This window comes from Burkholderia sp. BCC1999 (assembly GCF_905339975.1).
Lineage (GTDB): Bacteria > Pseudomonadota > Gammaproteobacteria > Burkholderiales > Burkholderiaceae > Burkholderia.
The window spans coordinates 289,215-307,470 of record NZ_CAJPHP010000010.1; the positions used below are offsets into that span (position 1 = coordinate 289,215).

17 protein-coding genes are annotated in these 18,256 nt (G+C 67.7%); 13 read left to right on the forward strand and 4 right to left on the reverse strand.

Features of this window, described 5'->3' with window-relative positions; translation table 11 throughout:
* Positions 1-27 precede the first annotated feature (27 nt).
* The 4 genes from U5809_RS17185 (at position 28) to U5809_RS17200 (ending at position 4,547) form a co-directional block, all read left to right on the forward strand.
* Positions 28-1,695, forward strand: coding sequence for a hypothetical protein (locus U5809_RS17185; RefSeq protein ID WP_322087403.1), 1,668 nt, complete (start codon positions 28-30; stop codon positions 1,693-1,695).
* Positions 1,696-1,828: 133 nt separating this feature from the next.
* On the forward strand, positions 1,829-2,689 hold the full coding sequence (locus tag U5809_RS17190) for an isocitrate lyase/phosphoenolpyruvate mutase family protein (RefSeq protein WP_322087404.1): 861 nt from the start codon (positions 1,829-1,831) through the stop codon (positions 2,687-2,689).
* Positions 2,690-3,024: 335 nt separating this feature from the next.
* Entirely contained in the window at positions 3,025-3,291 is a 267-nt protein-coding gene (locus U5809_RS17195) for a YodC family protein (protein ID WP_122947699.1), read from the forward strand.
* Positions 3,292-3,377: 86 nt separating this feature from the next.
* Positions 3,378-4,547 (forward strand): cytochrome P450, encoded by a 1,170-nt coding sequence (locus tag U5809_RS17200; protein ID WP_322087405.1) that lies wholly within the window; start codon positions 3,378-3,380, stop codon positions 4,545-4,547.
* Positions 4,548-4,562: 15 nt separating this feature from the next.
* Here the strand turns inward: U5809_RS17200 and U5809_RS17205 are convergent, their stop codons facing one another.
* Both U5809_RS17205 and U5809_RS17210 read right to left on the reverse strand, forming a co-directional pair.
* On the reverse strand, positions 4,563-4,889 hold the full coding sequence (locus tag U5809_RS17205) for a superinfection immunity protein (RefSeq protein ID WP_176050016.1): 327 nt from the start codon (positions 4,887-4,889) through the stop codon (positions 4,563-4,565).
* Between the two features lie 90 nt (positions 4,890-4,979).
* On the reverse strand, positions 4,980-5,399 hold the full coding sequence (locus tag U5809_RS17210) for a rhodanese-like domain-containing protein (RefSeq protein ID WP_322087406.1): 420 nt from the start codon (positions 5,397-5,399) through the stop codon (positions 4,980-4,982).
* A 114-nt stretch (positions 5,400-5,513) separates the two neighbouring features.
* Here U5809_RS17210 and ftrA point away from each other — a divergent pair, with 114 nt between their 5' ends.
* The 6 genes from ftrA (at position 5,514) to U5809_RS17240 (ending at position 11,768) form a co-directional block, all read left to right on the forward strand.
* Positions 5,514-6,476, forward strand: a complete 963-nt coding sequence (gene ftrA, locus U5809_RS17215; RefSeq protein ID WP_322087407.1) for a transcriptional regulator FtrA — start codon at positions 5,514-5,516, stop codon at positions 6,474-6,476.
* An 85-nt stretch (positions 6,477-6,561) separates the two neighbouring features.
* Positions 6,562-7,632, forward strand: coding sequence for a nitronate monooxygenase (locus U5809_RS17220; protein WP_322087408.1), 1,071 nt, complete (start codon positions 6,562-6,564; stop codon positions 7,630-7,632).
* A 79-nt stretch (positions 7,633-7,711) separates the two neighbouring features.
* On the forward strand, positions 7,712-9,166 hold the full coding sequence (locus U5809_RS17225; protein ID WP_322087409.1) for a M20 family metallopeptidase: 1,455 nt from the start codon (positions 7,712-7,714) through the stop codon (positions 9,164-9,166).
* A gap of 60 nt (positions 9,167-9,226) precedes the next feature.
* The gene (locus U5809_RS17230) at positions 9,227-10,336 is read left to right on the forward strand and encodes a malate/lactate/ureidoglycolate dehydrogenase (protein ID WP_322087410.1); all 1,110 of its coding nucleotides are present in this window, start codon (positions 9,227-9,229) and stop codon (positions 10,334-10,336) included.
* Positions 10,333-10,920: a TfoX/Sxy family protein gene (locus U5809_RS17235; protein ID WP_322087411.1), complete on the forward strand. Its 588-nt coding sequence runs from the start codon at positions 10,333-10,335 to the stop codon at positions 10,918-10,920. The genes U5809_RS17230 and U5809_RS17235 overlap by 4 nt, the downstream gene beginning before the upstream one ends.
* A 269-nt stretch (positions 10,921-11,189) precedes the next feature.
* A complete protein-coding gene (locus U5809_RS17240; protein ID WP_322087412.1) occupies positions 11,190-11,768 on the forward strand; it encodes an NnrU family protein in 579 nt (192 codons plus the stop codon).
* Between the two features lie 28 nt (positions 11,769-11,796).
* Here the strand turns inward: U5809_RS17240 and U5809_RS17245 are convergent, their stop codons facing one another.
* Positions 11,797-13,176 (reverse strand): amino acid permease, encoded by a 1,380-nt coding sequence (locus tag U5809_RS17245; protein WP_322087413.1) that lies wholly within the window; start codon positions 13,174-13,176, stop codon positions 11,797-11,799.
* A gap of 291 nt (positions 13,177-13,467) precedes the next feature.
* On the reverse strand, positions 13,468-14,205 hold the full coding sequence (locus U5809_RS17250) for a sulfite exporter TauE/SafE family protein (protein ID WP_322087414.1): 738 nt from the start codon (positions 14,203-14,205) through the stop codon (positions 13,468-13,470).
* 246 nt (positions 14,206-14,451) lie between these two features.
* On the opposite strand from U5809_RS17250, the gene U5809_RS17255 reads away from it, so the two are divergent.
* The 3 genes from U5809_RS17255 (at position 14,452) to U5809_RS17265 (ending at position 17,778) form a co-directional block, all read left to right on the forward strand.
* Positions 14,452-14,886 (forward strand): hypothetical protein, encoded by a 435-nt coding sequence (locus tag U5809_RS17255; RefSeq protein WP_282508791.1) that lies wholly within the window; start codon positions 14,452-14,454, stop codon positions 14,884-14,886.
* Positions 14,887-14,941: 55 nt separating this feature from the next.
* Entirely contained in the window at positions 14,942-15,382 is a 441-nt protein-coding gene (locus U5809_RS17260) for a hypothetical protein (RefSeq protein WP_322087415.1), read from the forward strand.
* 815 nt (positions 15,383-16,197) lie between these two features.
* On the forward strand, positions 16,198-17,778 hold the full coding sequence (locus U5809_RS17265) for a S8 family peptidase (protein ID WP_322087416.1): 1,581 nt from the start codon (positions 16,198-16,200) through the stop codon (positions 17,776-17,778).
* The last annotated feature ends 478 nt before the right edge of the window (positions 17,779-18,256 follow it).

The window sequence follows — 18,256 nt, forward strand, 5'->3', positions numbered from 1 at the left end:
TTCGGCCATGACTGCACGAGGATTCGCATGAAAAAGCTGCCTCCCAGGGCCAATCCCGATCATCTGAAAAAGCAGGCCAAGGAATTGTTGCGCCTGTACCGGCAGGGTGACGCCGATGCCGTCGCGCGCTTTGTCCGGTTTCTCCCTGCCGCAACGAACCGCACGCACGACGAAGCGCTCGCGCTCGGGCTCCGGTTGCACGACGCGCAGTCGTGCATTGCGCGCGAGTACGGCTTTGCATCATGGGCCGATCTCGGCGCGTTCGTCGAAACCCATGCGCTTGGCGCGCAACCGAGGTCGCAGTTGATCCGGCGCTGGCTCGACCTCGCCTACGGCGGCGATGTGACCGGCGGCTTCGGCGCGTCGCGGCCGCGCGTCGCCGCACAATTGTTGCTCGATCATCCCGATCTCGTTTCGGCCGATCCGGCCATCGCGTGCGCGGCGGGCGATCTCGACGCGGTGAAGGCGGCACTGGCCGCCGATCCCGACTGGATCGCGCGCGCCGGCGGTGCGTTGAAGCTGCCGCCGCTGGTCGCCGTCACGCATTCGCGGCTCGGGCAGATTCCCGGGTTCGACGTCAGGCTGCGCGCCTGCGCACGCTATCTGCTCGATGCCGGCGCGGATCCGAACCAGCGGATCGGCAACCGGTTTCCACCGGCTTCGCTCGCCGAGCCCGACGAGTCGGGGCCGCTGTCGGCGCTGTACGGTGCCGCGGGCGTCAATCGCGATCCGGCACTCACGGAGATGCTGCTGGAAGCCGGCGCCGACCCGAACGACGGCGAATCGCTGTATCACTCGGTGGAAAACCCGGCGTGCACGCGTCTGCTGCTCGAGCACGGCGCACGGGTGGACGGGACGAATGCACTGCGGCGCGCGCTCGACGTGCCGGACGCAACCGCGCTCGAACTGCTGCTCGCGCATGGCGGAGATCCGAACGAGCCGGCCGGAGAAGGGCCGACGAAGATGTGGGGCGCGCCGTTGTTGCGCGCGATCGCCGTGCGTTGCCCGGCGCGCCATGTCGCCGCGCTGCTGGCGGCCGGCGCCGATCCCCGCGAATGCACGCAGGCGGGCGTCAGTGCGTACCGGCTGGCCATGCAGGCCGGATTGACCGACGTCGCGGCGCTGTTGCGCGCCGCCGGCGCGCAAGAGGCGCTCGGCGCGGACGACGCGTTCGTGGCGGCCTGCGCGCGTGCCGACGCCGACGACGCGCGGCGTATCCAGGCGCGCCATCCGGAACTGCCCGGCGCGCTGACCGCGGACCGGCTGCGGCAACTGCCGGATGCCGCCGCGTGGGGTTCGCGCGACGCGGTGAAGGTCATGGTCGAGCTGGGCTGGCCGATTGCCACGCGCGGCGGCGACTGGGACGCGAGTGCGCTCAATCATGCGGTATTCCGCGGCGATGCCGATCTGCTGGCGTTCCTGCTTGCGCACGGCGCAAGCTGGCGCGAGCCGCACGGATTCGGGAGCGACGCGCTCGGCACGTTGTCGTGGGCGTCCGTCAACGAGCCGGAGGGCGTCGACGTACCCGACTGGGAAGCGTGCGCGCGCGTGCTGATCGCACATGGCGTGCCGCAGGCGGTGCGCGATCCGTCGCATCCGGCCGCCGTGCTGATCGACGGCCGCACGATGCAGTTTTCCGAGGCGGTCACCGACGTGTTGCTCGGCATCGACGGCGGGCCGCCTGCGTCGACGTAAGCGAAGGCGGCCGGCGGCGTGCACCCGGCGCCTCGGACTTTTTCCGGTCGCGCGGCGACATTTCGGCCCATGCTGAAACGTCGCGCGCACGACTGGCGTAAGCTCATCCGTCATCACCATCCGGGAGTCCACGATGACCCGCTCCGACCTGCAGGCCCGTCACGCCGAAGCTTTCCGATCGCTGCACACGCGCCCCGGTGCGTTCATCATCCCGAACCCGTGGGACGCCGGCACCGCGCGCCTGCTGGCGATGGCCGGTTTCGAGGCGCTCGCCACCACGAGCGCCGGCTACGCATTTTCGAAAGGGCAGCCCGACAACGCGATCGATCGCGACGCGATGCTCGACCATATTGCCGATCTCGTCGCCGCGGGCGGCCTGCCGGTGAGCGCCGATCTCGAGAACGGCTTCGGCGACGCGCCCGATACGGTGGCCGAAACGATCCGGCTGGCGGCCGAGGCCGGTGCGGTCGGCGGCTCGATCGAGGACGCGACGGGCCGCGCCGATGCGCCGATCTATGCGCGCGACGCGTCGGTCGAGCGCATCGCGGCGGCCGTCGACGCGGCGCGTGCGCTGCCGTTTCCGTTCACGCTGACCGCGCGCTGCGAAAACTACCTGCACGGCCGCCGCGACCTCGACGACACGGTCGCACGGCTCGTCGCCTATCGCGATGCGGGCGCCGACGTGCTGTATGCGCCGGGTATCACCGATGCCGACGAAATTGCGGCGGTGACGCGTGCGGTCGGCGCGCCCGTGAACGTCGTGATGGGGCTGCAGGGCGGGTTGCTGAGCCTGGACGAACTGGCGGCGCTCGGTGTGAAGCGCGTCAGCGTGGGCGGCGCGCTGGCACGGGCCGCACTCGGCGCATTCCTGCGCGCCGCGACCGAGATGATGCGCGACGGCACGTTCACGTTCACGCAGGCGGCCGTGCCGGGGCGCGACATCAACCGCTGGTTTGCGGCACCCGATAATTCGCCGGTTTTGTTCGGGGAATGACCGTCAATAAAACATGGGATCGTTTCCAGCGGAAACGTCGATTGACAATAATCAAGCTATTTCGCGTCTGAATTAACCGTCGATGACGGCGCGAAAACCATCGGCTATTCTCCGCATTTTCCCCGCTTGACCCGATCCGCCATGCCAGCCGCGCCGGATCGGGCGATCGGCGGCCCGCCGAGCGTACCGGTGGCGCGCATCGTTGCATTTTCCCGAGCAGTGCATTTTTGTGCGTGGCAGTTGCCGGCCGGTTTTTTGATTGATAATCTGCGGCACACTCAAATGACCGGTCGGCGGGCCGCCGGGAATATCAATATATAAAATCCGAGAGAGCGATGACGATCCGAGAAAATCAGCGCGTCAGGTTTCGCGTCGGCGATGTGGTGACGCTGAAAACGGGCGGGCCGCGCATGACCGTCACCTATGCGGGGCCGGTCGTATTCGACGACGGCGACTGGCTGATCTGCCAGTGGTTCGACGAAAACGGCGAATTCCGGCAGGAAATGTTCCATCACGACACGGTGGTGCCCGAGCCGCGTGCGATTTCGGCCGGGCGCGTCCGGATGCGCATGCAGTCGCACCGCTACCGTTCGGCCGCCTGACCGTTGTCCGTCGTTGCGGCGTCCGCGCCGCGACATTTCACGTGAACCCGAAACATGCGGCGGTGCACAGCATCGATACTGGGCGCATGAACCCGACCGATCCCATTGCAGCGGTGACGCACCGCGATCCCTATCCCTACTACGCGACGCTCGTCGACGGGCCGCCGCTCGCGTTCGACGCCTCGCTCGGCCTGTGGGTCGCGAGCCGCGCGTCGGTGGTGACGGCCGTGCTCGGCCATCCCGCTTGCCGCGTACGCCCGCTCGACACACCGGTGCCGCCCGCGTTGCGCGGCACGACGGCCGGCGCGCTGTTCGGCGAGCTGGTGCGCATGAACGACGGCGCGTCGAGGCACGACGTGCCGAAGCAGGCGCTGCGCGCGGCGTTCGCGCCGATCGACACGGATGCGCTGCGCGATCGCGCGGCGCAGCTTGCCGCGCGACGGTTGCCGGCGCCGGGCGATGCCGACGCGCTGAATGCGTGGTGCATGACCGTGCCCGTCTGCGCGGTGGCCGATCTGCTCGGCTTCGACGAAGCGCAACTCGACGACGTCGCGGCGCGGGTCGTCGACTTCGTCGCCGCGCTGTCGCCGTTGTCGGACGCTGCGGCGCTGGCGCGCGCGAGCGAAGCCGCACGGCAATTGCTCGACCGGATGACCGAGCGCGTCGCGCAGACGCATGCGCATGACGGCACGCTCGTCGCCGCCGTGCAGCAGGCGGCCCGCGTGTCGGGCTGGCAGGCGAGCGGCGGACTGGTTGCGAATCTCGTCGGGTTGCTGTCGCAGACGTGCGAGGCGACGGCCGCGTGGCTCGGCAACGCGCTGGTGGCATGGAATGGCGACGCACAGGCCGCACAAGCCGTGCCGGAGGACCCCGCGCTCGACGCATTCGTCGCCGAAGTCGGGCGCTTCGATTCACCGGTGCAGAACACGCGCCGCTTCGTCGCGGCGCGCACGACGATCGACGGCGTGAGCGTCGAAGCCGGCGACGCGATCCTCGTCGTGCTCGCCGCGGCGAACCGCGACCCGGCCGTGCATCGCGAGCCGCACCGGCTGCTGCCCGGCCGCGCAGCGGCACCGAATTTCGGTTTCGGCACGGGGCCGCATGGCTGCCCGGGCGAGCGGATCGCGCGGGCGGTGACGGCGGGGGCGTTCGGGGCATGCTTGCGCGCAGGCGGCTGGCCGCCGCGCGAGGGACTGAACTGGGATTACCGCGCGTCGACCAACGTCAGGATGCCGAAGTTCGACGCGGCACGGTGAAGGGGAAAAAGGGACTTAACGGCAGCCTTGCTTCTCGGCCCATTGCTCCTGGGCGGCGACGCGGCGTTGCACGCGTTCGACGAGGCCGGTCGAGAAGGTCCGCATGCTGACGCCGCGGCGCTTCGCGAGGATCGTCTGCGCGACGTCGGTGCGCGGGTTCGGCTGGCACGCCCAGTAGAGCGTCATCAGCCAGCCGATGCCGGTCCACGCGAACAGTGCGTTGAACATCGCGATCGTCAGCTTGTCTTGCCGGCCGCGCCTGTCGGCAATCACGGCCGGCAGAAAATAGATCGCGATCGCGGCGACTGAACCGGCCACTTGAATCAGGACTTCATCATGCATGGTGCTGCTCCGTCCGAACTGCAATGAGGCTGATTGTCGCGCTTTTTCCGTTCGTGTGCCGGCAATTGATTGTTGCGCTTTTAATAACGATCAGCCGGCTTCGGCGTCCATCGGCTGCCCTTCGTTGCTCAACGCGAAACCTTCGTCGCGCCAGCCCGTCACGCCGCCGATCATCAGCTTGACCGGCCGGCCGAGGCGCGCCAGCCGGATCGCCGCGCGCGCGGCGCCGTTGCAGTGCGGGCCCGCGCAGTAGACGACGAACAGCGTGTCGGCCGGATAGCCGGCGAGCTTGCTCTCGATGATCTTGCGGCGCGGCAGGTTGCGTGCGCCGGGCACGTGGCCGGCGGCGAACTGGTCGGGGCCGCGCACGTCGAGCAGCACGAAGTCGGGCGCGCCTGACGCGAACGCGTCGTGCACGTCCCAGCAATCGGTCTCGAATCGCAGCGATGCCTCGAAATGCGCGAGGGCGGCGGGGCTGTCGGCGGCGGGCACGTCGGTGACGTAGGACATGGGCAGGTTCTCCGGGTCGAAGGGGCGCGAAACGCGCCGGGATGAAGGGCAGTATCGCGGTTCGGCCCGTTTTGCGGCAGTGGCGCAATCGACAAGTTCCGGTAACATCGCGCCATGCATAATCATCTCGTCGTCGCGCTCGCCTACGATCGCCTCTGCACGTTTGAATTCGGCTGCGTGGTCGAACTGTTCGCGCTCGAGCGCCCGGAACTCGGCGTCGACTGGTATCGCTTCGCGGTATGCGCCAGCGAGCCGGGGCCCGTGCGCGCGGCGGGCGGCATCACGGTCGCCGCGCCGTATCGGCTCGCGACGCTCGATCGCGCGGACACCATCGTGATTCCCGGCTGGCGCGATCCGGACGAGCTGCCGCCCGAGCCGTTGCTGAAGAAGCTGCGGGCCGCGCATCGGCGCGGCGCGCGGCTCTGCTCGATCTGTTCGGGCGTGTTCGTGCTCGCGGCGGCCGGCGTGCTCGACGGGCTCACGGTGACGACCCACTGGCGTTATGCGGAACGCCTGCAGGCGCGCTATCCGGCGCTGCGTGTGAATCCCGATGCGCTGTACGTCGACGAAGGGCAGATCGTCACGTCGGCCGGTTCGGCGGCGGGGCTCGACATGCTGCTGCATCTGGTGCGCCGCGATCACGGCGGCGCGATCGCGAACCGTGTCGCCCAGCGCCTCGTGTTGCCGCCGCACCGCGATGGCGGGCAGGCGCAGTTCGTGCCGCGCCCGGTCGCGCCCGGCGGCACCGACCGGCTCGCGAAGCTGATCGACTGGATGCGCGCCCATGCGGCCGAGCCGCATACGCTGGCGTCGCTCGCCGCGCAGGCCGCGATGAGCACGCGCACGCTGCAGCGTCAGTTCGCGGATGCGACGGGGATGTCGCCACTCACGTGGCTGATCCGCGAGCGCGTGAACGTCGCGAAGGACATGCTCGAGGCGCAGCCCACGTTGTCGCTCGCACAGGTCGCCGCGGGCGCGGGGTTCGGCTCGGAGGAGTCGTTGCGCCGCCATTTCCGGCGTATCGCGGCGACCAGCCCGGCCGCGTACCGGCGCGGGATGGATCGCGGCGGAAGCTAGCGCGCGCCGGACGGAACAGTTCGTGCGCGACGATGACAAGAACGACCAACGTGGCGATGGCCACGCATTCCGGACAAGGATTCCGATGACGACACTGCCTTCCCGTTTGCCGCTGATCCAGGCCCCGATGGTGGGCTCGCTGAGCCCGCTCGCGATCGCCGTGTGCGAAGCCGGCGGCCTCGGTTCGCTCGCGTGCGCGGCGCTCGGCCCGCAGCAGTTGCGCGACGAGATCGCGGCGATCCGCGCGCGCACGCCCGCACCGTTCAACGTGAACTTCTTCTGCCACACGCCGCCCGCGCCCGACGCCGAGGTCGATGCGCGCTGGCGCGCGGCGCTCGCCGGCTACTACGCGGAAGCCGGGCTCGATCCGGCCGGGGTGAAGGGCGGCCCCGGCCGCGCGCCGTTCGACGACGCGATGTGCGCGGTCGTCGAGGAGTTGCGCCCGGCCGTCGTGAGTTTTCATTTCGGGTTGCCGGACGATACGCTGCTCGAGCGTGTGCGAAGCACGGGCGCGCTGGTTGTTTCGTCCGCGACGACCGTCGAGGAAGCGCGCTGGCTCGATGCGCGCGGCGTCGACGCGATCGTCGCGCAGGGTGCGGAGGCCGGCGGCCATCGCGGGATGTTCCTGACCGACGACATCCATGCGCAACCGGGCCTGTTCGCGTTGCTGCCGCAGATCGTCGACGCGGTGCGCGCGCCGGTGATCGCGGCCGGTGCGATCGCCGACGGGCGCGGCATCGCGGCCGCGTTCGCGCTCGGCGCACGCGCGGTGCAGATCGGCACGGGTTACCTGCTGACGCCGCAGGCCGGCCGCTCGGCCCAGCATCGCGCGGCGGTGCGTGCCGCACGCGACGACGGCACGCGCATGACCAACCTGTACACGGGCCGCCCCGCGCGCGGGCTGCTGACGCGCTTCATGCGCGAGCAGGGGCCGATGAGCGTGCTCGCGCCTGCGTTTCCGCTCGCGACGGCCGCGGTCGATCCGCTGCGCGGCGCGTTCGAGCGGCAGGGCCGCGACGATTTCTCGCTGCTGTGGTCGGGCGAGGCCGCGGCGCTCGCACGCGAAGAGGATGCCGGTGCACTGACGCGCCGCCTGTGGGACGACGCGCTGGCCTGCGCGGCAGGGCTGCGCGACGCGTTCCCGAAGGTCGTCTGAACGGCCAGGAGGGGGCGCCGGCGGGGGAGCATCGGCGTATGATCTGGGTTTTCGTCAGCCCGATCCAGGCACCCCCACCATGACTTCCGTCGACACTACCCCCGTCCTCGACCATGACAAGCTCGTTACCTTCATCGAGCGCAAGTGGAACGATGAAATCCTCCACGCCCTGACCGACTACATCGCGATTCCCGCGAAGAGCCCCGCATTCGACCCCGACTGGGAAAAGCGCGGCTATCTCGAGCGCGTCGTCACCGACGCCGCGCAGTGGGCCGAACGGCAGCCCGTGAAGGGGCTGAAGCTCGAGATCGTGCGTCTGCCGGGCCGTACGCCGGTGATCTTCTTCGAGACGCCCGCCACGCGCTCGGGCAGCACCGACACGATCCTGCTGTACGGCCACCTCGACAAGCAACCCGAATTCGACGGCTGGCGCGCGGATCTCGGCCCCTGGACGCCGAAGTTCGAGAACGGCAAGCTGTACGGCCGCGGCGGCGCGGACGACGGCTATGCGATCTACGCGAGCCTCGCGGCGCTCGGCGCGCTCGACGAGCAGGGCATCGAGCGGCCGCGCTGCGTCGGCCTGATCGAGACCTGCGAAGAGTCGGGCAGCTACGACCTGCTGCCGTACGTCGATGCATTGCGCGACCGGCTCGGCCAGGTGTCGCTCGTCGTGTGTCTCGATTCGGGCGCCGGCAACTACGACCAGATGTGGCTCACCACGTCGCTGCGCGGCCTCGTGTCCGGCGACCTGCAGGTCGAGGTGCTGGAAGAAGGCATCCACTCGGGTGTCTACGGCGGCATCGCGCCGTCGAGCTTCCGCGTGATGCGCCAGTTGTTCGAACGCCTCGAGGATGCGAAGAACGGCAACCTGCTGCCGGGCGTGTTCCATTGCGAGATTCCGTCGAGCCGCGTGCGCGAAGCCGAGGCGGCCGCCGCGATTCTCGGCGACATGGTGTGGAAGGGGCTGCCGTGGGCATGCGGCGCGGACGGCAAGCCCGTGCTGCCGACCACGACCGATCCGCGCGAGGCGCTGCTGAATTCGACGTGGCGTCCTTCGCTGTCGGTCACGGGCGCGGCCGGCATGCCGGCACTCGCCGATGCCGGCAACGTGCTGCGTCCGCGCACCGCGTTCAAGTTGTCGCTGCGGCTGCCGCCGCTCGTCGACGCCGCGCAGGCCGTGCAGCAACTGAAAGAGCTGCTCGAACTCGATCCGCCGTACAACGCCAAGGTCACGTTCAAGCCGGACGCGGGCGCCGCGACGGGCTGGAGCGCACCGGATCTCGCGCCGTGGCTCGCGTCGTCGCTCGACGCTGCCTCGCGCCGCCACTTCGGCGCGGACTGCGCATACATGGGCCTGGGCGGCACGATCCCGCTGATGAACGTGCTGCAGGAAGGCTTCCCGTCCGCGCAGTTCATGGTGTGCGGCGTGCTCGGGCCGAAGTCGAACGCGCACGGCCCGAACGAGTTCCTGCACGTGCCATATGCGAAGAAACTGACCGCGGCCGTTGCCGACGTGATCGCAACCGCGCGCTGATCGTCGCTGCGCCTGAAGTCCCGATTGCCCGACCCGATCCGACCTGATGGAGTGTTGCCGATGACCGCACTGCCGACGCCCGATACCGAACCGCTGCGCATGCGCGCCGAACCGCTGCATGCATTCGTCGCGGCACTCTGGGAACGGGCCGGCAGCAGCGAGCGCGAGGCACGGCTCGTCGCCGATCACCTCGTCGGCGCGAATCTCGCGGGCCACGATTCGCACGGGATCGGGATGATTCCGAACTACGTCGCGTCGTGGCGGGAAGGGCAATTGCAATTGAACGGGCACGCGTCGATCGTGCGCGACGGCGGTGCGGTGCTGACGATCGACGGCGGGCGCGGCTTCGGCCAGGTGATCGCGTTCGAGGCGATGGTCGAAGGGATCGAGCGCGCGCGGCGCATGGGGATCTGCGCGATCGGGCTGCGCGACGTCCACCACCTCGGCCGCATCGGGCACTGGGCCGAGCAGTGCGCGCGCTCGGGGCTCGTGTCGTTCCATTTCGTCAACGTGCCGGGCGACCTGCTGGTCGCGCCGCTGCACGGCACCGATCCGCGCTTCGGCACGAATCCGTTCTGCGCGGCGTACCCGCGGGCGGGCAAGTCGCCGCTGCTGCTCGATTTCGCGACGAGCGCGATCGCGTACGGCAAGACGCGGGTTGCCTACAACCAGGGCAAGCGCGTACCGGCCGGGTCGCTGATCGACCATCGCGGCCAGCCTACCGACGATCCGGCCGTGATGCACGAGCAGCCGTTCGGTGCACTGCTGCCGTTCGGGCTGCACAAGGGGTATGCGCTCGCGGCGATGTGCGAGATCTTCGGCGGTGCGCTGGTCGGCGGGCATACGACGTACGGCGATACGCTGCAGAAGACGAGTGCGATCGTCAACGGGATGCTGTCGGTGCTGATCGACCCGAACGCGTTCGACGCGGCCGACGCCGAGCGCGAGGCCGATGCGTTCGTCGCATGGGCCAAGGCGTCGCCGCAGGCCGGCGATGCGCCGGTGCAGGTGCCCGGCGAGCCGGAGGACGCGAGCCGCGCCGCACGCGGGGCCGCCGGCATCCCGGTCGACCGCGCGACGTGGCGGCAGATCCGCGAGAGTGCGACGGCTGTCGGTTTCGACGACGCCGAACTCGATGCATGGACGCAGCGCTGCGAGGCGGCTGCATGAGCTGGCAGTCGGAGAAGGCGCACGGCGAGGAGATCGCGTATCAGCTTGCTCCGCTCGGCGTGGTCGGGGTCGCACGGTTCTTCAGCGGGGCGGCACTGCGGCTCGATGGCGTGATGTTCGGCTTCATGTCGCGCGGGTCGCTGTTCCTGCGTGTCGACGACGTGAATCGTCCGGCATTCGTCGCGGCGGGCATGGGGCCGTTCTCGTATGCAAGGCCGACGCGCACCGTTGCGCTGGAAGGCTACTACGAAACGCCGGCCGACGTGCTCGAGGATGCTGGCGCGCTGTTCGACTGGTGCCGCAGTGCGTATCGCGCGGCGCTGCTGGCGGGGCCGCCGAAGCGCAAGGCGAGGGCCGCCCCCAAGTCGGTGTCGGCGACGGGCGCCGCGGCGGCGCCGAAATCCGCATCGAAGCGTTCGGTGAAACCGGCGCCGAAGACGGCATCAAGCGCGGCAGTGAAAGCCACGCCGAAGTCTGCGCCAAAACCGGCGCCGAAGCTGGCACCGAAGCCGAAAGCGATAGCGGTATCGAAACCTTCGCCGAAACCGGCATCGAAGCTCCCGGCCAAGCGCAAACCGGCATAGCGCCGGTCTTGCGAGGCGATCGCCTCGCGACGCTCCCTTTCCGTTCTTTCAGGCGTGCCCATCGGCGCGCGACGGGTGCATGAAAGCGCCAGGCTTGATGCACCGCACATCCTGCATGCTTCACAACGGCAGCCTTGGCGTTTATGATCGGCGCGGGTTGCGCCCTTGCCTGGCGCGGCCCGCGCCGGCCTCGCCGCCGGCTCCGTGAACGGCGCATCGTACGCCGCGCGGGACGTTCCCCCACTCATCATTCCAGACGGAGACAGTCGATGCTCGTCCTGATTCTCGGTTTAGCGATCTTCCTGGGTGTGCACTCGATCCGGATCGTCGCCGACGGCTGGCGCTCCGCGACGATCGAGCGGATCGGCGAGAAGGGCTGGAAGGGCGGTTATTCGATCGCGTCGATCGTCGGCTTCGTGCTGATCATCTGGGGGTACGGGATCGCCCGCGCGGGCGCGACGCTGCTGTGGGTGTCGCCGGTCGGCGTGCGCCACCTGACGGGCATGCTGACCGCGGTCGCGTTCGTGCTGATTGCCGCGTCGTACGTGCCGCGCAACCGGATCAAGACGCTCGTCGGACACCCGATGCTGGCCGGCGTGATGGTCTGGTCGGTTGCGCACCTGCTCGTGAACGGCACCGTGCATGCGGTCGTGCTGTTCGGCGCGTTCTTCGTGTGGTCGATCGTCGATTCCGTCGTGTCGCGTGCGCGCGACCGCCGCGACGGTGTCCGCTATCCGGCCGGCGCGCTGTCGGGCGACGTCGTCGCCGTGCTGGGCGGACTCGTCGTCTGGGCCGTGTTCGCGCTGTTCCTGCATGGCCTGCTGATCGGCGTGCGGCCGTTCGGCTGAACGCGCACGCCGAGTAGCTGGCCGCCGCTCAACGCACCTTCGCGCCGGACGCCTGCCCGAACGACGGTTGCCTGCGCCGCAGGAAGTACGCCGCGACGATCGCGAGCGCCGTCGACACCGTGAACCAGAACTGGAAGCGTGAGTCAGGGTTGAACGCCTGCGACCCGAGCACGGCGACGAGCGCCAGCAGCGCGACCCAGTTGGATACCGGATAGAACCACGCGCGGAATGCCGTCGGGTCGCGTTGCTCGTGCTTCATCTGCCGGCGCATCGCGAAGTGCGCGGCGATGATGAAGATCCACACGATCATCACGAACGCGCCGCTGCTCTTCGCGAGCATCAGGAACAGGTCGCCGCCGCTCACGAAGTGCACGCCGAGGATCGACACGCAGATCGCGAGGCACAGCACGAGCGCGTTCATCGGCACGCCCTTCGCGTTGGTGCGGCCGAACATCGCCGGTGCGTGACCGCGCTGGCTGAGCGAGAACAGCATGCGCGAGTTCGAGAACAGGAACGAGTTCATCACCGACATGAACGACACGAACAGCACGATCTTCATCGCAACGGCCGCGCCCGTGAAGCCGGCCATGCTGAACAGCGACACGTACGGCGATTTCAGGTTGGCCTTGTCGGTCCACGGCATGCACAGGATCAGGATCGACACCGAGCCGACGTAGAACACCATCACGCGCACGATCACGCTCTTGATCGCGCGGATCACGTTCTTGCTCGGGTTCTCCGATTCGCCCGCGGCCACGGCCGCGATCTCGCTGCCGCCGAGCGAGAAGATCACGACCATCACGCCGGCGAGCACGGGCGAGATGCCGTTCGGCATGAAGCCGCCGTGATCCGTCAGGTTCACGAGTCCCGGTGCGGGAATGCGAGGCTGGAAGCCGAGCAGGATCGACGCGCCGAGTGCCATGAATACGATGATCGTCGCGACCTTCGCGAACGACAGCCAGTATTCGGCTTCACCGAACGAGCGCACCGAGTACGCGTTGCTCGCGATCAGCGTGACGAGCATGAACAGCGCACCGCCCCAGATCGGCAGCCACGGCAGGAAATCGTGGAGGATCGCGCCGAGCAGGATCGCCTCGACGGTGATCGTCATCATCGACTTGAACCAGTACAGCCAGCCGACCGCGAAGCCGGCCCATTCGCCGAGATAGCTGCTCGCATACGTGGAGAACGATCCGCTGTCGGGATTGCGCGACGCCATTTCGCCGAGCATGAACATGACCAGCGTGACGATCACGCCGCCGATCAGGTACGACAGGATGGCCGCGGGGCCGGCGGTCGCGATGATGGCGCCGGAGCCGACGAACAGGCCCGCGCCGATCACGCCGCCAAGCGCGATCATCGTGATGTGCCGTTGCTTGAGGCTTTGCCTCAAAGAGTTGTCCTGCATCTCCTACCTCTAGTTATTGTTGGCCGGGAACGCATCGCGCGGTGCGGCGGCAACGTTGTGCCGCCGCGGGGGCGCCGATGTCGGGGGAGCGTGTGTGACGCGATGTGCCGGGCCGCCGGCGGTGAATCGGAATGACGGCCACGGTGTGCCGGTCGGTGCCCGCGAGAGGGCGATGACGATGGCAGTCCCCGATTGTGGGCGGACACCGCCGCGACGGCAAACGAGATATGCGAAAGACGTCTTGCGGTTTGCTCATCAATTGCCGCTACGGCGGCCGTTGATGAGCGCGCGTCAGATCGGCTTGACGAACAACCCGATGGTCAGCACGACACCGATGCAGACGATCCCGATGCGAAGGATGCGTTCGTTCACGCGATGCAGCGCCCACGTGCCGAGCAGCCCGCCGACGATCGCGCCGCCGCCGAGCGCAAGCGCCGAGCGCCAGTGCAGGTGCGGCGATGTCAGGAACAGCACGACGGCCGATGCGTTCATCACGCCCGCGAGTGCGTTCTTCGTCGACATCGCGTGACGCGGCGACAGGCCGGCCATCGTCAGCACGGCCATCATCAGGAAGCCGAGCCCGCCGCCGAAGTAGCCGCCGTAGATCGCGATCATGAACTGCGAGATCGCGGCGGGGACGGTGCCGAGATGCACCGCGCCTTCGCGCTGCTTGCGGAAGAAACTGCCCCATGCGAACACGATCGTCGCGAACAGCACGAGCCACGGCACGAGGCGCGAGAAGATCGACGAAGGTGTTTTCAGCAACAGCAACCCGCCGAGTGCACCGCCGATCACGCTGATGACGAACAGCGCGCGAAACGACAGCTTGCCCGCGCCGCGCACCATTTTCCGGCTCGCCCAGCCGGTCGTGACCTGCGCGGGAAACAGCGCGACCGTCGACGTGATGTTCGCCGCGAGCGGCGACATGCCCGACACGATCAGCGCGGGCAACGTGACGAACGAGCCGCCGCCGGCGAGGGTGTTCTGCAGTCCGGCCCAGAGACCGGCGAGGATGACGAGAGCGAGCATCGGTGCGCAACGAGAGAGGTGGCGGGCTCGCTTGCCGGATGCGGGCAGGCGCGGTGGACGCCTGATGGTAATGCAGGATCGTGTTCTGCGCCGAACCGTGGTGCGAGAGCGGCCTGGCGCGACGGTGAAGCGGGGCGCGTGACGGTCGCCCGGGAAAACGACCTGATTTAACGCTTCATTACGATAGGCTTAACGGAATGGTGCTAAATTCCCCGTCGATATCTCGAAAATGGGAGGGGCAGACAGATGCTGAAGAAACTGGGTGTGATGGTGGTGATGGCCGGCGCAACGGCCGTGGTGTCGTTGCCTGCCGTGGCGGGCGACACGAATAACGCACTGGGCGGTGCATTGGGCGGCGTCGCGGGGGCGGCGGTCGGCAATGCGATCGGCGGCAGCACGGGCACGGTCATCGGCGGTGCAGTAGGCGGCGGTGCAGGCGGTGCGGTCACGTCGAACAAGCGCGAGCGCACGGGTGCCGTTGTCGGCGGCGCACTGGGCGGCGGCGCGGGCGCCGCAGCGGGCAATGCGATGGGCGGTACGGCCGGCGGCCTCGTCGGCGCAGCCGTGGGTGGCGGCGCGGGCGCGGCGCTGGGCGGCCACGTGTCGCGCAACAACTCCCGTTCCAACGATCACTATCACGGCAACAAGCACAAGAAGAAGCGCAACAAGCACAACGACTGAGCGTCGGTTTCCCGGTGCATGCCGATGGCGCCGGGTGATCAGCCGAGTATGAGCGGTGCTGGCGGCGGTCCGGCGGTCGATCCGTCTTTCCGCCTCCGCCGCGATGCGAATCGCAAACGCGAATTCGGCGACCACGCTCGGTCAGCGCGCTGCGCCGAAGCTGCTGACCCTGCCCCAGGTCGAGTTCAACGATTTCGAAGCCGTCGTCAAGCGCTCGTTCAAACCGATGCACGAGAACGCAGGTGCGTTGGTCAAGGCGCACATGGAGAGTCACGGCGGCTCGGACTCAGAGCGGTGGATTGGCGATGGTCAGCGTTTCGTCAAGAACGACAACTGCCCGTTCTGCGGCCAATCGACGAAACGCCTGGACATCATCGGACCTGAGCCCTGCGCCGATCGGGGGGGCGCTCAGAATTGGGCGGCCGGCGCATCGCCCGTCGCCCATCATCTCTACTGCGCGCGCGGCGGCGGCGGCGCCGTATCATCGTACAAATAGTCGCGCCTGTCAGGCGCTCAGAGACGCGGATGTGAGATCCGTTTCCTTGCTGCTCACGCGTTAGACCGGACGGAAGAAGCCGGGTGCTACACGCGGCCGCACATGGGTTGTCTTGATTTCATTTTTAGATTTAAGACTTGTCCTATACCGTCGGCAGGCCGGCTCGCGCATACTGCCGTCTGCTGTATTTCGAAGACGACAGATATCCCGCCAAGTGGTGTAGCGACCACGAAACTACTCTCGCTCGCTGAAAGCGCCGAGTACCGCTCCGGAGCGGTACTCGGCGGAGTTGCTCGTGCGGCTGAGCAAATGTCCGTCGTTTTCCACGCCGCGCGATATACCGAGATCGTTGCAACGCGGGTGGCATCCGCGCCACCTGGGCAGGCTTGCTCGCAACTGTATCTTTCGCCGCGTAACTGAAAGTCGAACTGGGCCAGGCCGTTTGCGGTTCCATTCGGCGGGCTGTCGAGTCACCACTCACACTTTTGATTGCTGGTCACGGCAAGCCCGCTCGGAACGCTGCCGTCCGGCTTCGGCTTGGCACCGCGCCCTGCCGGCACACACGATCGTGACCGTACCGATGCGGCGGCGTCACTCATGGCTCGAGAAGCGCTCGATCCCGTCGACGGTGTGCAGACGCCGGAATACCGAATGCCGCGCCCCGGTTTTGCCGCATGCGTCGGTGCACCTCCACGACAACACCGCCGTCTCGGGCGAGGTTCGCCACGAGACCGACCATTCAACATATCAACCGTGAATTAAATAATATGGATACCTTACTTGTAAATCTGATGCGATCTCGAACGTTGAAAGGAATGACCGTCGGGCTACTTCCGGCGTTGTTGGTCGCATGCGGGGGTGGTGGTGGGGACGGCGGCAACTCGACCGTAGCAACCGAAACTCCAGTGGTCCAGGAGCCCACCCCGCCCGAAGGCGGTTCCGGCGAGCATGCCGCCGACGACGCGTGGTACCGACACTGCTACTCCGACGACACGTCAATGGTGGCGGCAGAAGGGCCGGAGCTGAACGCGTCCACTAATCAGCTGGTTGTGAAGATGCGCTCGCATGCGTCCGTCGGTGCTTTCGGGCATGACCGCGGGCTGCGCGACACGTCGATCGACGTCGACGTGCTGACGCGTGTCGTCGATCGAATCAATTCACGCGCTGACGCGAACGCATCGCGCGGGCTCCCGGTGCGGATCGGCATCAAGCGGTTGATGTCCGGTGGCAGTGCAGTCCTGTTCACCACTGGCACGGAACAATCCGTGGCCCCCCTGGCAGCTGAACTCATGCGCGAGCCGGAAGTCGATTATGCTGAACCGGATGTCCAGGTGCGCGCCAGTGCGCAACCGCTCGACCCTCGATTCGGCGACACCTGGTACCTGCACGACAGCGACGTTGCCGTCCGCATGCACGGCGCGTGGGACGTGACGCAAGGCAGCAGGGAAATTGTCACCGCGGTGCTCGACTCGGGCGTCACGCCCCACCCAGACCTGGCGGCGAACCTGCTGCCCGGATACAGCTTCGTCAGTAGCGCGCTCTCAGCCAACGGCGTACCGCGCGGGCCGGATGCCGGCGACCCGGGCGACTGGTTGACCGCGGAAGAAACGACGGCCGGCGGGCCGTTCCACGGAATGCCCGTGCAAAACAGCAGTTGGCACGGGACCCGCGTCGCGGGCATCATCGGCGCGGTCGCAAACAACGGGATCGGCATGGCAGGAGTCAACTGGTACGGCGGGATCCTTCCGGTTCGCGTGCTCGGCAAGGGCGGCGGATCGACCAGCGACGTGGTCGACGGCATGCGCTGGTCCGCGGGCATACCTGTCGCCGGCGCGCCCGCGAATCCACATCCCGCGCGGATCGTGAATCTCAGCCTCGGGTCGATCGGAACGTGCAGCCGTGCGTTCCAGGATGCGGTCGACGATCTGACCGCGAAAGGCGTGACCGTCGTCGCGGCCGCCGGTAACCACGGAAGCAATGCGATCGACATGCCGGCCAACTGCCGTGGCGTGATTTCGGTCGGCGCGAGCGACGAAACCGGCCGGCGCGCATTCGACAGCAATACGCATGCGCGCGTGACACTCAGCGCGCCGGGAGCGGGGATTCTTTCGCTGACCAATGACGGTACCCGCGCGCCGGGCACTGCCAGTTACGGCGTCGCACGCGGCACCAGTTTCGCGGCCCCGCAAGTGTCCGGCGTGGTGTCGCTCATGCTGTCAGTCAACCCGCGTCTGTCGCCGCGCGACATAGCGAACATCCTGAAGAACACGGCCCGCTTCTCCGCAATCGCGCAGACGACGCGCTCATGCCGCGTCATTCCTCCCGGACGAGGCATCGTCGACGCCCGGGCGGCTGTCAACGCGGCGGCGAGCAAACGAACGGGTAGCCCTTCATAAGCCGTTCCATCGTACCGGCGTCGCGTGGTGCATTCGAACCGCGCGATGTCGCCAACCTGCTCGCACGGCCACGGGATTCCGATTTGCATAGGCGTGACGTGTCGTGCACTCGATGCGGGTTTACTTTTTATATAGCGCGGTGGCAGTTGGCGTGCGCGTAAATTAATTATTTCGTCGATGCATGCTATGTGCCGAATTTTGAATTTATCCGTTCTCTATGGTTGTTTTTTATTAGTAAGGCGAAACATGCGCCATGACTTAAAGACATGCCGACCATGAAGAAAATTCGATTGTTCGCAAGAATTGGCTCGGGCTAAATCATGCGGCAGATGCAGGCCGCGCATGTCGCGCGAGCCAGTCCGAAAGACAATAAATGGAGGAGTCATGCGAAGCGCGACCGCGCCCCGTTCGAAATTGCCCGACGTCGGAACGACGATCTTCACGGTGATCGGCCAGCTGGCCGCTCAACACGATGCGT